Consider the following 13,544-nt stretch of genomic DNA (forward strand, 5'->3'; position numbering starts at 1 on the left):
GGCCAAGCCCAGCGCATCTCAGGTCACGGTGCGAACGTATACAGCGTCGAAAGCATTGCGCTCGATCTCAGCAAGCGTAGGGGAATAGCCGGCCCACAAGACCAGTGCCTGGCCCGGCAGATCCAGCGAATGCTCCATTTCGCGGCACAGCACGTAGCGTTCCTCGTCGTCCAGCCCAGGCAGTTCGACAAAAACCAGGTAACAGCGGCGGTGCGCAAATTCCTTCAGGTTCTTGCGCACCAGCCACGCTCGCGCCACCGGTTTGTAACGCGCCAATTGCGCCTGAACTTCGCCCATCTCAAAGTTGCCGAGGTCATGACGCCCGATTGCTTCGAAGAATGGCGTCCCGGTCAGCTCCTCCCAGGCGCGCCTTTCGGCTTCTTCGGCCTGTTTGAGTCTTTCGCGCCAAAGGGCGAGGGATTTTTCATCGAAGCTGCCATCTGCGGCGGGCTTTTCCATTTCAGGCACCGCCATACGGCAGGCCCACCAGCGGTTGGCAACACTCTCCTCGAAGAGCTGGCCCAGGCAATTCAGGCGCAGCGTACGTTCCATTGGCGGCAGGCACTGCACCAGCCCGCGCAGGGCGCCGGGATGACCAGGCGTGAGCTGCAGGGCACGCTCGTAATGGCGGCGCACATCGGCCCGCACATCCAGCCGCCGCTGCAGATGACCCAGTTCGACCATCTCTTCGGCGTTGTTGCGCTTTTCGCCGGCGGTCAATTCGGCAGCGCGGGCCCGCACCCGCCCCAGGTACGCATGGTGCTGCTTCCAGTCGCTCGCGTTGTCCCTGCACCATTGTTTGTCGAAATGTGCGATCCATTTCGCCCCTCCGGCGCCCAGCAGGTCCATCGCAGACCGGGAAGCAGAAGACCATGCCGGCAAACTCGTGGCGGCTTGAAGCGCCTCAAGCCGGTCGCGCAAGCCCGGATGGGTGTCATCCACATCGCTGATGCGGCGCAGGGCCTGCCGCAGCGACTCACGTGCGAAATCCCCCGGCGGCGCCAGGCCAAGCAGGGGGCGCATGGCCGCGTAAGGTCCCACCGGCAGGGCCTGAGCGGAGGCAATGCTCCAGTGCTCCGACCAGAACTCGCGGGTTATCCAGTCGCCCTTGACGGCAATCTCGGTCAGCGCGGCGGCTGCAATATCCCTGCCCAAAAGTTTGCCGGAGATACGGTCCGCTTCGTACTCATCCTGACGGGCCAGCGCAAAGGTCCTGGCCGAAAAGCGCGGAAAGTACCAGCGCAAAAATGCTTGCGTGGCCGCGGCTACCGGCCCTTCATCATCGCGCAGCCCGTGGTTCAACATGGCCCAGCTCAGGCGAGTGCGGTAAATCCAGGCGGCAAAGCGGCCGTGGTCGCCCCGCAAATGACCGTACTCATGGGCCAGTACGGCCAGAAAACGTGGACGGTCCAGCGCCATCAGCAGCGGCAGCCCTATGCTGAGGTAGTTGACGCCGCCGCCGAACAGGCCGAAGCGGGGGTGCTGGCGGATGCTGGCGTTGAAATCAGCGTCCAGAAACACACGGTGGATGGGTGGGCCCTTGATTTTCTTGCGAATGCGTTCCAGCGCTTCGAAAAGCGCAGGTGCGTCGCTCGCCTGAAGTACCACGCCTTCCGGTTCGTCGAAGCGGCACCACAACGCCCGCAGGCTGGTCCACAACAGCCCTCCAGCCGCCAGGATCAGGCCGATGAAGACACCCTTGAAGCGTCCGTGGAGCATGGCGTTGGCGACCCACATCAGCAGCCCGGCCGAGAGCAGCAGGCAACCGACAACCCAGGCGTAGCCCAACGCGGCGAAGGCCGCCACGCTGCGGCGGTAGGCCTTGCTGTCGTCGGCGCTGGCGTGCTCGCTCAGGCGTACCAAATGAATGAACTCTGCGCGATCCATCAGCCCTCCTCCTTTTTATTGGCGACAATCTTACCCATGAGCCAAGACCTCCCGCCTTTGATAGAAACCCCCACCGGCCTGTATCGCCACTACAAAGACAAGTTATATGAGGTGATCGGGACCGTCCGCCACAGCGAAACCCTTGAGCCGATGACGCTCTACCGCGTGCTCGGTGAAAAAGACCTGTGGGTGCGGCCCGCGTCCATGTTCAATGGAGAGATCGTGATCAACGGCGTGAGACAGCCGCGTTTCGCCCGGCAACCTGGTTAAGCACTGCAGGCCCTGACAGCAAGCAGCGACCGCAGCGGCGGAGCGCGGAGGCCGCGTCCCAGCACCGGGCCACCCCATGCAAGGTCAGCCCCCTCGGGACAGTGCATTACCGCGTAACGGCAAGCGTAGGGGCCACGTCACCGATAATCGTGGGTTATGTCCGAAATCCAAGCTTCCACCGAAATTGAAAAACAGGTCAAGCGCCGCCGCACGTTTGCCATCATTTCCCACCCCGACGCGGGTAAAACCACGCTGACCGAGAAGCTGCTCTTGTTCTCGGGTGCGATACAGATCGCCGGCAGCGTCAAGGCCCGCAAGGCCGCGCGCCACGCCACTTCCGACTGGATGGAGATCGAAAAGCAGCGCGGCATCTCGGTCGCCAGCTCGGTCATGCAGATGGAATACCGCGACTGCGTCATCAACCTGCTCGACACCCCCGGCCACCAGGACTTCTCGGAAGACACTTACCGCGTGCTGACCGCGGTGGACGCGGCGCTGATGGTGATCGACGCGGCCAACGGCGTCGAGCCGCAGACGCGCCGCCTGCTGCAGGTCTGCCGCGCGCGCAACACGCCTATCCTGACTTTCGTCAACAAGATGGACCGCGAGGTGCAGGATCCGATGAGCGTGATGGACGAGATCGAACGCGAACTCGGCATGACGGTCATTCCCTTCACCTGGCCCGTCGGCATGGGCAAGCTTTTTCACGGCGTCTATGACAGGCGCGAAGACCGCATGCGCGTCTTCAGCCCCGGCGAGGAAAAAGCCGGCGGTGACGATGAAATCCTGGCCGGCCTGGACAATGCAGAAGCCGCCAAACGTTTCGGCGCCGAATACACGCAGGCCCAGGGCGAGATCGAACTGGTCGCCGGCGCCACACCCGAATTCAACCGCGAAGAGTTCCTCGCCGGCAAGCAGACGCCGATGTTCTTCGGCTCGGCCATCAACAACTTCGGCGTGCAGGAAGTGCTGGACGCGCTGGTCGACCTGGCGCCGGCGCCCGCTGAACGCCCGGCCATCCAGCGCGTGGTGCACCCCGAAGAGAAAAAATTCTCCGGTGTGGTGTTCAAGATCCAGGCCAACATGGACCCGGCCCACCGCGACCGGATCGCCTTCCTGCGCGTGGCCAGCGGCGAATTCACGCGCGGTATGCGCCTGAAGGTGGTGCGCAGCGGCAAGGAGCTGCGACCCAACACCGTGGTGAGTTTCATGAGCCAGCGCCGTGAGCTGCTCGACACCGCCTTTGCCGGCGACATCATCGGCATCCCCAACCACGGCGTGCTGCAACTGGGCGACACGCTCACCGAAGGCGAGGCCCTGCAGTTCACCGGCCTGCCCTTCTTCGCGCCTGAAATGTTCCGTGCGGTGGAGGTGGCCGACCCACTGCGCAGCAAGCAGCTGCGCGCCGGCCTTACGCAGCTGGGTGAAGAAGGCGCGATCCAGGTGTTCCGCCCGATTGCCGGCTCATTGCTGCTGTTGGGCGCCGTTGGCCAGCTGCAGTTTGAAGTGGTGGCTCACCGCCTGGAACACGAGTACGGCGTCAAGGCACGCATCATGGGCAGCAACTTCAACCTGGCGCGCTGGGTCACCAGCGACGACGCCAACGAGCTGAAAAAATTCATGGATGCCAACGCCCACCGCGTGGCGCTGGACGCTGTTGATGCGCCCACTCTGCTGGTGGACCACAGCGCCACCCTGCGCGCTGTGGAGCAACAGTGGCCCAAGATCAAGTTCCATGCGCTGCGTGAGCACGCCGGGCTGGTTTTCCAGTCAAAAATGTAAGCGCTTTTGGCCTGCAGGCCGATGAAAACGGGCGCAAGTAGCTATAAATTTTATAGCAACCCTCACCCTCACCCTCACCTGAAACATCGGCTTGGGCCTTGACTTATTGGGCCTTGAGGAAGTCGCCCACTTCCAGCAGGATCAACTCGTTGTCATCCGCCTTGTTCGGCTCGCGGCTGCTGGAAAACGGCAGGTTGTTATCGTTGCCCACCACGATATGCGTGGCGTCCACCACCTCCACGTTTTCAATCGTGAAGAACGGGAAGGTCAGCACGCCATTGTTCAAGGGCTTGCGCGCCAGCTTCGCCGGGTCGGCAATGGCCATCAGGTCGATGTAGCCGATCTTGCGCAGCGCACCGCCGGCATTGGCATCGCTCAATTCCACCTTGTAGACACGCTTGAACTTCGCGACGTCGTGGAAGCAGTCCGTGCGTTTCTGGCCCTCCGGGCAAGCCTTTCCGGCCGTGCCTTCGCCGTTGTCCCGCTCGATGATGAGGCCCGTGTTGGCATCAACCATGTTGAAGTCGCCGATGGCGTGGCTATTGCTTTCCAGCATGTATTTCCAGTGGCGGCCCGTCCAGGATTCGCTCTTCACGTCAAACTCCAGCACGCGCAGGTAATCCTTGCCGCCCACGTTTTCATTGCCTTTGGTGGAGGCGTCATACAGCGCGCCCTCAAGCAGCGCGTACAGCTTGCTGCCATCTTTCGACACGGCCATGCCTTCATACCCCTTGGACCGGCGTACCTGGAAATCCACCGCGCCGCCAGGGGCGCCCGGTGTTGTTACCGCGGGATGGTCGGGCGAACGCACACCCTTGCCGTCGACCTGCGTTTCAAACACACCGAGAATCTTGCCTTTCATGTCGGCCTTGATCAGGAACGGCCCGAACTCATCACCGATCCACAAGGCACCACCGGCGAACTGGAAGCTTTCGGTGTCAAAGTCGCTTCCCGTGAGGTAGCGCTGCCTGGTGCCTTCATGAACGATACGAAACGGCACCTTTTTGTCGGGATCATGCAGAAAAATGGTTTCCAGCCGCTTCATGGTGCCGCCCGTGAAGTCAATCTGGTAGCGGTTCAGGTACAGCATCGCGTCCGGCGAATTGGCTTTGGAGCCAAAGCCGTTATCGGTCAGGATCCAGAAACTGCCGTCGGGCATTTTCTTGATGCCTGAATGACCCTGCAAAGGCTGGCCCCTGAAAGGCACGCTCACACCGGTAGGCCTGCCGGCAGACATGCCTTCCATCGTGCCCAGCGCTTCGGTGCGCTTGCCAGTGGTGAACTTGCCGCTGACCTGCAGGTCCCGCGGTGCGTTTTTGGGCGCGGCAATGAACGACTGGGCGGGCACCACCACGTGGCCAGCCAGGGTGGCCGGAAACGCGGTCTGGGCTTGCAGCGGCGCGACCAGCGCAACGGCCGCCAGCGCAGGAAAGATGGCTTTGAAAAGAGGGTTGAATGCCGGGCGCAGGTTGGCGGCAAAACGGAAAGAAGGCATGGGTGATCCACTGTTGAAGAAAGTCGGATCGTGGCGAATGCATATGACGCCCTGATTACACACAGAGGCCGCGGTCCACAGCAGACGCCGCGCGGCAGGTATGACCTTCCGGGCGGTCACCGTCTTTTGCCATAAGCTATGCAGATGTATCGAACGGCAAGCCTGCGAGTTTTTTCCCTGATGTTGCTCTGCGCATTCTCATTCTCCGGCGTGGGCCATGCACAGGTCTTTGACCGCCTGTATGAAGACAGCCCCAGGATCACGCTGGCCGAGCCGCTGCAATGGGTCGCCGTTCCCAAGGGCGCCATCGAGTCGCCCGATGCGTTGGCGGCCAGCGCTCCCGCAACCGGGCCATGGAGCTTTCAGCCCTACACGGACGACGCCATCCTTCCCACCTCGAACACACAGGACGTCTGGGCCACTTTTTCATTGCCGGCCACTGAAGCCCTGCAGACCTGGTACATCCGCATGCCGGGCCAGGCAATCTTCAGGGCGAGCCTTTTTTCGCGAAACCCGCAAGGCGGCTGGCAGGTCCAGTCCGCCGGCGAGGCCATTGCCCCGGCCGCCTGGTCCCTGCGCACCCGTGTACCGAGCTTTGAACTGCAAACGCGCGGCGGCGCCATGCAGACCTACTACCTGCGTTTTGAGCATCGCAGGGCCATCACGGCGCGGCCCATGCTGCTCTCGCCCATTGAGTACATCGACGGCGCGTCGCGGGTTGGCGTGGTGATCGGCCTGATGTGGGGGATGTTCAGCCTGCTGGCCTTGCTGTGCCTGGCGGCTTTCGTCATGGCACGCAACAAGGTGTTTTTGTGGTTCGGCACGGTCGTGGTCACGCTGATGTTCACGCAACTGGTGCTGATCGGCTATGGCGGCTGGCGCATCTGGCCGCACAGCGCCCACCTGAATCAGGTCATGGGTTGGGTGTCGGCCTCAGTGAGCATGGCCGCCGGTGCATGGTTTTGCACCCGGGCCAGTTATGCCAAGAGCGGCTATCCCCGCATACACCGCCTGCTGCTTGCCGTGGCTGCAGGGAGCCTGTTCATGGCCTGCCTGATGGCATCCAGCCAGAACCTGGTGCCGCGTGAGCTTCGCAACCTGTGGCTGGCGTTTTCCACCCTCGCCATCATGGGAAGCCTGCTGTGGATGTCCTTGCGGGGGCAGACCTGGAACCTTCTCATTTTGCTGGGTGCAGCACCCATCGGGCTGGCCGCGCTGGCCCGGCTTGCCTACAACGCGGGCTGGGTCTGGAATGTTGAGGCGGCACAGGCGGCCGGTGTGCTGTCGGCCATGTTGGGCCTGCTCTGGGTGTTCCTGGTGCTGGCGTGGCGCAGCCGGGCGGCGCTGTTTGCCAATCACCGCAGCGCCGCACTGGCGACTTACGACCCGGCCAGCGGGCTGATGCTGCCGCGGATCATCGACGACAGGCTGCCGCCCATGCTGCTGCGCGCCCGGCGGCAGAAGTCGGCCTTCGGCGTGTTGATGTTGCGCTGGCTCAACCAGGCCCCCAGCCATGACGAAGCCGGTGACCAGAAGCGTGGCGCGGCGCTTTCCCGAATCGGCGAAATCCTGCGCGGAGCGGCGCGCGACGTGGACACGGTGGTTCGCCATGGCGAAAACGACTTCATGATGCTGGTCGAAGGCCCCGTCACCCGCAACACCCTTTCGGAAGTTTCAACCAAGGTCCTGGCCGACTGCATACGCGCATCGGAAAAGCTGGGCGAGGCAAATGCCTTTGAGCTGCACATCGCCCTGTGGCATGACACGCCCAGCGCCCAGACAAGCGCACAGGAAGTCGTTGAAAGGCTCAAGTCCCGCCTGCACCAGATGGCCTCGGGAACAAAGCGCTATGTGCAGTTTGTCGATTCACCCAGTGATGCCGTGAGTGATGTACGTGAAGACCTGAGCCGGCGCGAAGACTTGCTGGCCAAGATCAATGAGATAGAAATATCGCATCCGGCCCTGGCCAGCGAGCAGGCTTCAGCCCCGGGCAGCTAGGCCCTTCACGGCGGAGTCGGCTACCTTCGCCAGCGGCAAGGGCAACGCTGTCTTGTACCTGACCTGCTTGAGCGCAAAGCTTGAGCGGATTTTTTCGATACCGGAGATCGGCGACAGTTGCTCGAGGATGAATTTTTCCAGCGCGCCAATGTCGGCCACCGCCACGCGAATCAAATAGTCGCTGTCGCCCGACATCAAATAGCACTCCATCACCTCGTCGTGCTCGGCGATGCGCTGCTCGAAGTCGGCGAGCGACGCCTTGCTTTGTGTGCGCAGGCTGATGGAGATAAACACATTCAGGCCCAAACCCAGCGCCGCCGCATTGGCAATTGCCACATAGCGGTCAATGACGCCGCCAGCCTCCAGCGCTTTGACGCGGGCCAGGCATGGCGACGGGCTCAGGTGCACACGCCGGGCCAGCTCCACATTGGAGAGCGAGCCGTCGCGCTGCAACTCGTTCAGGATCCTTAAATCGAGGTTATCAAGATTCATCATCTTCGAAAGTAACTATTCGCAGCATTTTATGCTTTTAAATACTGCTTATGCCCGATATTGAAGCTACACCTTTCGGGCAAATCTGCGTACAGTGGTTTGGCCATGAACATGATTCCGCGGACCTGATGCCATGAACGATTCCACACCCCACCATTTACTGATGCAAGCCGCTTCTGACACCGCTTCTTCTGCCGACCCTGATCCGCAAGAAACCGCCGAATGGCGCGAGGCGTTTGAAGCCCTGGCCCGCACGCAAGGCCCGGCCCGCGCACGCGAGATGCTGCATGAGCTGAGCCGCGTCGCGCGCAAGCAGCGCATAGGCTGGCAGCCCGAACTGGCCACGCCTTATGTCAACACCATCGGCGTTGACGAGCAGCCCGTGTTCCCCGGCGACCTGGCGATGGAAGAGCGTCTGGCGTCATTGATGCGCTGGAATGCGCTGGCGATGGTGGTGCGCGCCAACCAGGCCGAGACCGGCGGTTCAGCGGAGCTCGGCGGCCACATCGCGAGTTACGCCAGCGCGGCCGACCTGTTTGAAACCGGCTTTAACCATTTCTTCCGTGCACGCGAAGGCGTTGGTGAGGGCCAGCACCGCGGCGACCTGGTGTTCTTTCAGCCGCACAGCGCGCCGGGCGTGTATGCGCGCGCCTACCTTGAAGGCCGCCTGAACGAAAAAGACCTGGGCTTTTACCGCCAGGAGCTGACCGCGCCCAGCCAGGGCGCGCAAGGCCTGTGCAGCTACCCGCACCCGTACCTGATGCCGGACTTCTGGCAGTTCCCGACCGGCTCCATGGGCATAGGCCCGATCAGCTCGATCTACCACGCGCGCTTCATGCGCTACCTCACGCACCGGCGTTTGCTTGACTGCACAGGGCGAAAAGTCTGGGGCGTGTTCGGCGACGGCGAGATGGACGAACCCGAATCGATGAGCGCCTTGACCCTGGCCGCACGCGAAGGCCTGGACAACATGGTCTGGGTCGTCAACTGCAACCTGCAGCGCCTGGATGGCCCGGTGCGCGGCAATGGCCGCATCATTGATGAGCTCGAAAAATTGTTTGCCGGCGCAGGCTGGAACGTCATCAAGCTGGTCTGGGGCAGCGACTGGGACGGCCTCTTCGCGCGCGACCTGACAGGCGCGCTGGCGCAGACGTTTGCGCAGACAGTCGACGGCCAGATGCAGACCTTTGCCGCCAAAGACGGTCGTTTCAACCGCGACAACTTCTTCGGCCAGAGCGAAGAACTCGCACGCCTGGCCCAGGGCATGACGGACGAGCAGATCGACCGCTTGAAGCGCGGCGGCCACGACCTGGTGAAGATCCATGCCGCCTACGCCGCAGCCGCCAACCATCAGGGCCAGCCCACGGTCATCCTGGCGCACACCAAAAAAGGCTATGGCATGGGCAGCGCCGGCCAGGGCAAGATGACCACGCATTCGCAGAAAAAATTCGACGGCGAGGACCTGATCGAATTCCGCAACCGCTTCAACCTGCCGCTGTCTGACGAGCAGGCCAAAAACCTGGCCTTCTACAAACCGGCTGCCGACAGCGCCGAGATGCAGTACATGCATGCCAGGCGCGCGGCGCTGGGCGGCTACCTGCCCCGCCGTGAGACGACTGCCGACATCGTGAACATTCCGGCCCTGCCCTCCTACGCACAGTTCGCATTGGCGGCGGACGGCAAGGACATGAGCACCACCATGGCCTTTGTGCGCATGCTGGGCGGCTTGCTCAAAGACCCGGCGCTGGGCCCGAAAATCGTGCCCATCGTGGCCGACGAGGCGCGCACCTTCGGCATGGCCAACCTGTTCAAGCAGGTGGGCATTTACTCCAGCGTGGGCCAGCGTTATGCGCCCGAAGACATCGGCTCGGTGCTGAGCTACCGCGAAGCACTCGACGGCCAGATCCTGGAAGAAGGCATCAGCGAAGCCGGCGCCATGGCCAGCTGGACGGCCGCGGCCACCAGCTACAGCGTGCACGGCCTGGCGATGCTGCCCTTCTACATCTACTACTCGATGTTCGGCTTCCAGCGTGTAGGCGACCAGATCTGGGCCGCCGCCGACCAGCGCGCCCGCGGTTTCCTGCTGGGCGCAACCTCGGGCCGTACAACCCTGGGCGGCGAAGGCCTGCAGCACCAGGACGGCACCAGCCACCTGATCGCCGCGACCATCCCCAACTGCAAGGCTTACGACCCCGCCTTTGCCGGCGAGCTCTCCGTGATCCTGGACCGCGGCATGCAGGAAATGATGGTGGAGCAAAAAGACGTCTTCTACTACATCACGCTGATGAACGAGAACTACGCGCAGCCTGATCTGCGCACGGGCATTGAGGCCGGCATTATCCGCGGCTGCTATCAATTCAATAGCTACATGCCTAATCAAAATGCTGACCAGAGTCCTAAAATTCTTAAGAAAGTCGCTTTGATGGGCTCAGGGGCCATCCTCACGGAAGTCATCAAGGCGGCGCAGCAGCTGGCCGCGCAGGGAATAGAAGCGACGGTGTACAGCGTGACCAGCTGGAGCGAACTTGCGCGCGACGGTGCGGCATGCCAGCAGCAGGCCATCAACGGCGGCACGGCGACCACGCCCTTTATCGCGCAGCAGTTGCAGGGCAGCACTGGCCCCATCGTGGCCGCCACCGACTACGTGCGCGCCGTGCCCGAAAGCATTCGCGCCTTTGTGCCAGAAGGCCGGCGTTACCTCACCCTAGGCACCGACGGTTTTGGCCGCAGTGACACACGCGCCGCGCTTCGCGAATTCTTCAGCGTCGATGCACAAAGCATCGTGAAGGCAGCGCTGCACATGCTCCATCCAAAGTAAGCCGTTACACAAACACGCCAAAGCCCGTGTGCGGTCAAACCGCGCACGGGCCCCGGCAAGGCCGCGTTGGATTACTTGGGCAACAGCACCTTGTCGATCACGTGGATCACGCCGTTGGACTGGTACACGTCGGCAATCGTCACCGTCGCCACGCCACCCTTTTCATCGGTCACCATGACCTTGCCGCCGGCGGACTTGGCTACCAGCGTGCCACCGGCCACCGTCTTGATGGAAGCCATTCCCTTGCCGTCGGCAATCATCTTGCTGATGGCGGCGGCGTCCCACTTGCCGGGTACCACGTGATACGTGAGGATGCCGGTCAGCATGCCCTTGTTTTCAGGCTTGAGCAGGGTGTCTACCGTGCCGGCAGGCAGTGCGGCGAAGGCCGCGTTGACCGGTGCAAACACGGTGAACGGGCCCGGGCCCTTGAGCGTCTCAACCAGACCAGCGGCCTTGACGGCAGCGACCAGTGTGGTGTGGTCTTTGGAGTTGACCGCGTTGTCGATGATGTCCTTGCTGGCAAGCATGGGCGCACCGCCCACCATGACCTGCGCGAACGAGGGAATCGCCGCGAATGACAGCGCCATGGCCACGCCGATGGACGCGAGTTTGTGTTTTGTCTGCATGTGAATTCCTTGAAAGTGTTGAAGCAAAAGGCCGATCAAAGTCGTACCGTGAGCCGAAATCGGAATGATTCAAGCGGCTGTCATGAATACGGAGGGCAGGCTCCGCTGGATTCAAAACAAATGAGGCATCAACACTTTTGCGTGCGCATCATGGCAACAAAGCGTAAGCAAGTCGGCAGCATCCGCTCACGCGGCACGCCGCCCGGTCAAGCGGCGCGTTCGAAGAAGGCGCGCACGGCCTTCGGGTAGATCAGGTGCTCTTGCGTGAGCACGCGCGCGGCCAGCGTCTCGGCCGTGTCTCCCGGCAAGACCGGCACCACCGCTTGCGCCAGCGTCTCGCCATGGTCGAGTTCAGCCGTCACCTGGTGCACCGTGACGCCCGCCACCGTACAGCCGGCATCGATGGCGCGCTGGTGCGTGTGGAGACCGGGGAAGGCCGGCAGCAGCGAAGGATGGATGTTGATGAGCCGCCCGGCGTAGTGCGCAACAAACCCCGGGGTGAGGATGCGCATGAAACCGGCCAGCACGACGAGCGCAGGCGAATGCCTGTCGATTTGCGCCATGAGCTCGGCATCAAACGCCTCGCGCGACGCATACGCGGTATGCGGGACCACGGCCGTGGCAATACCCATGCCTTTTGCCAATTCCAGTCCCCCGGCGCTCGCCTTGTTGCTGATGACGGCGGCCACCTGCACACCCCACCGGCTGCGCCACGCCTCTTTTTCAGCGGTTCGGGCAATGACCGCCATGTTGGAGCCGCCGCCGGAAATCAGGATGACGATATTTTTCTGCGCAGTTGCCATAGCCCTCTAGTTTAGAACGCGGCGGGTCGCGGCGCGCCGGCGTGTCTTGCCGCACCCGCCAATCCCAACGGCACACGATGTCCCAACTGAGACATAAAATTGCGAACGACCGTGCTAAAAATAGAAAACCGACCGTACACCTTTGCCCACCGGCCTGGAGACACTCCATCATGGATTTAGCTTTTACGCCTGAAGAACAGGCTTTCCGCGAAGAAATACGCGCCTGGGTTCATGCCAACCTGCCCAAAGATATTTCGCACAAGGTGCACAACGCCCTGCGCCTGTCGCGTGACGATATGCAGCGCTGGGCCAGGATCCTCGGCAAAAAAGGCTGGCTGGGCCACGGCTGGCCCAAGGAATTCGGCGGCCCCGGCTGGAACGCCGTGCAAAAGCACTTGTTTGAAGAAGAGTGCGCGCTGGCCGGCGCGCCGCGCGTCGTGCCCTTTGGCCCGGTGATGGTGGCCCCTGTGATCATGGCTTTCGGCAGCCCCGAGCAGCAAAAGCGCTTCCTGCCCGGCATCGCCAGCGGCGAAGTGTGGTGGAGCCAGGGCTATAGCGAGCCGGGCTCAGGCTCTGATCTCGCCTCTGTCAAATGCCGGGCCGAACGCCAGGGGGACAAATACATCGTCAACGGCCAGAAGACCTGGACCACGCTGGGCCAGTACGGCGAATGGATCTTCTGCCTGGTGCGCACCAGCACCGAAGGCAAACCACAAACCGGCATTTCGTTTCTGCTGATCGACATGAAGTCGCCCGGCGTGACGGTGCGACCCATCGTGCTGCTGGACGGCGAGGCCGAAGTCAATGAGGTCTGGTTCGACAACGTCGAAGTGCCGGCTGAAAACCTGATTGGCGAAGAAAACAAGGGATGGACCTACGCCAAGCACCTGCTGAGCCACGAGCGCACCAACATCGCCGACGTGAACCGCGCCAAGCGCGAGCTTGAGCGCTTGAAGCGCATCGCCAAGGCAGAAGGCGTGTATGACGACCTGCGCTTTCGTGACGAGATCGCCAAGCTGGAAGTCGACGTGGTGGCGCTGGAAATGCTGGTGCTGCGCGTGCTGTCGGCTGAAAAGTCGGGCAAGAACTCGCTGGACATCGCGGGCCTGCTCAAGATTCGCGGCAGCGAAATCCAGCAGCGCTACAGCGAGCTGATGATGCTGGCCGCCGGTCCCTTCAGCCTGCCCTTTATCGAAGAAGCCATGGAAGCCGGCTGGCAAGGCGACTTCCCCGGCGGCCTGCCGGGTGATGCGCCGCTGGCGTCCACTTACTTCAATATGCGCAAGACCACGATTTACGGCGGCTCCAACGAAGTGCAACGCAATATCGTGTCGCAAGTCGTTCTCGGCTAACCCGATCAGTTCATTCCGGTT

At 62.4% G+C, this 13,544-nt stretch carries 10 protein-coding genes; 5 read left to right on the forward strand and 5 right to left on the reverse strand.

Translation table 11 applies throughout. The features are described 5' to 3' along the window. Positions 1-18 precede the first annotated feature (18 nt). Positions 19-1,887, reverse strand: a complete 1,869-nt coding sequence (locus tag ACQ4MS_RS04260; RefSeq protein ID WP_431097951.1) for a M48 family metalloprotease — start codon at positions 1,885-1,887, stop codon at positions 19-21. A gap of 36 nt (positions 1,888-1,923) precedes the next feature. On the opposite strand from ACQ4MS_RS04260, the gene ACQ4MS_RS04265 reads away from it, so the two are divergent. After that, positions 1,924-2,157: a DUF1653 domain-containing protein gene (locus tag ACQ4MS_RS04265; protein ID WP_431097952.1), complete on the forward strand. Its 234-nt coding sequence runs from the start codon at positions 1,924-1,926 to the stop codon at positions 2,155-2,157. A gap of 156 nt (positions 2,158-2,313) precedes the next feature. Beyond that, positions 2,314-3,939 (forward strand): peptide chain release factor 3, encoded by a 1,626-nt coding sequence (locus ACQ4MS_RS04270; RefSeq protein ID WP_431097954.1) that lies wholly within the window; start codon positions 2,314-2,316, stop codon positions 3,937-3,939. Positions 3,940-4,042: 103 nt separating this feature from the next. Here ACQ4MS_RS04270 and ACQ4MS_RS04275 read toward each other — a convergent pair whose 3' ends face one another. Further along, positions 4,043-5,434 carry an esterase-like activity of phytase family protein gene (locus ACQ4MS_RS04275; RefSeq protein WP_431097956.1) on the reverse strand — a complete coding sequence of 464 codons (1,392 nt, stop codon included), beginning with the start codon at positions 5,432-5,434 and terminating at the stop codon, positions 4,043-4,045. A 180-nt stretch (positions 5,435-5,614) separates the two neighbouring features. On the opposite strand from ACQ4MS_RS04275, the gene ACQ4MS_RS04280 reads away from it, so the two are divergent. Continuing rightward, positions 5,615-7,432, forward strand: coding sequence for a sensor domain-containing diguanylate cyclase (locus ACQ4MS_RS04280; protein WP_431097958.1), 1,818 nt, complete (start codon positions 5,615-5,617; stop codon positions 7,430-7,432). On the opposite strand, the gene ACQ4MS_RS04285 is transcribed toward ACQ4MS_RS04280, so the two are convergent. Continuing rightward, positions 7,415-7,924, reverse strand: coding sequence for an Lrp/AsnC family transcriptional regulator (locus tag ACQ4MS_RS04285; protein WP_431097959.1), 510 nt, complete (start codon positions 7,922-7,924; stop codon positions 7,415-7,417). The genes ACQ4MS_RS04280 and ACQ4MS_RS04285 overlap by 18 nt on opposite strands. Before the next feature lie 133 nt (positions 7,925-8,057). On the opposite strand from ACQ4MS_RS04285, the gene mdeB reads away from it, so the two are divergent. Continuing rightward, positions 8,058-10,742, forward strand: a complete 2,685-nt coding sequence (gene mdeB / locus ACQ4MS_RS04290; protein ID WP_431097960.1) for an alpha-ketoglutarate dehydrogenase — start codon at positions 8,058-8,060, stop codon at positions 10,740-10,742. Positions 10,743-10,813: 71 nt separating this feature from the next. Here the strand turns inward: mdeB and ACQ4MS_RS04295 are convergent, their stop codons facing one another. Together ACQ4MS_RS04295 and purN are read right to left on the reverse strand one after the other, a co-directional pair. Further along, entirely contained in the window at positions 10,814-11,368 is a 555-nt protein-coding gene (locus ACQ4MS_RS04295; protein ID WP_431097961.1) for a fasciclin domain-containing protein, read from the reverse strand. Between the two features lie 206 nt (positions 11,369-11,574). Next, positions 11,575-12,171, reverse strand: coding sequence for a phosphoribosylglycinamide formyltransferase (gene purN / locus ACQ4MS_RS04300; protein ID WP_431097962.1), 597 nt, complete (start codon positions 12,169-12,171; stop codon positions 11,575-11,577). Between the two features lie 170 nt (positions 12,172-12,341). Here purN and ACQ4MS_RS04305 point away from each other — a divergent pair, with 170 nt between their 5' ends. Then, a complete protein-coding gene (locus ACQ4MS_RS04305) occupies positions 12,342-13,523 on the forward strand; it encodes an acyl-CoA dehydrogenase family protein (RefSeq protein WP_431097963.1) in 1,182 nt (393 codons plus the stop codon). The last annotated feature ends 21 nt before the right edge of the window (positions 13,524-13,544 follow it).

Source organism: Polaromonas aquatica (genome assembly GCF_050626995.1).
GTDB lineage: Bacteria > Pseudomonadota > Gammaproteobacteria > Burkholderiales > Burkholderiaceae_C > Polaromonas > Polaromonas aquatica_A.

Excerpts from the sequence above, each read along its gene's own strand:
- ACQ4MS_RS04285 (WP_431097959.1), bottom strand. The coding sequence starts at position 7,924 with ATGAATCTTGATAACCTCGATTTAAGGATCCTGAACGAGTTGCAGCGC.
- ACQ4MS_RS04295 (WP_431097961.1), bottom strand. The coding sequence starts at position 11,368 with ATGCAGACAAAACACAAACTCGCGTCCATCGGCGTGGCCATGGCGCTG.
- ACQ4MS_RS04305 (WP_431097963.1), top strand. The coding sequence starts at position 12,342 with ATGGATTTAGCTTTTACGCCTGAAGAACAGGCTTTCCGCGAAGAAATA.
- mdeB (WP_431097960.1), top strand. The coding sequence starts at position 8,058 with ATGAACGATTCCACACCCCACCATTTACTGATGCAAGCCGCTTCTGAC.
- purN (WP_431097962.1), bottom strand. The coding sequence starts at position 12,171 with ATGGCAACTGCGCAGAAAAATATCGTCATCCTGATTTCCGGCGGCGGC.
- ACQ4MS_RS04260 (WP_431097951.1), bottom strand. The coding sequence starts at position 1,887 with ATGGATCGCGCAGAGTTCATTCATTTGGTACGCCTGAGCGAGCACGCC.
- ACQ4MS_RS04275 (WP_431097956.1), bottom strand. The coding sequence starts at position 5,434 with ATGCCTTCTTTCCGTTTTGCCGCCAACCTGCGCCCGGCATTCAACCCT.
- ACQ4MS_RS04265 (WP_431097952.1), top strand. The coding sequence starts at position 1,924 with ATGAGCCAAGACCTCCCGCCTTTGATAGAAACCCCCACCGGCCTGTAT.
- ACQ4MS_RS04280 (WP_431097958.1), top strand. The coding sequence starts at position 5,615 with ATGTTGCTCTGCGCATTCTCATTCTCCGGCGTGGGCCATGCACAGGTC.
- ACQ4MS_RS04270 (WP_431097954.1), top strand. The coding sequence starts at position 2,314 with ATGTCCGAAATCCAAGCTTCCACCGAAATTGAAAAACAGGTCAAGCGC.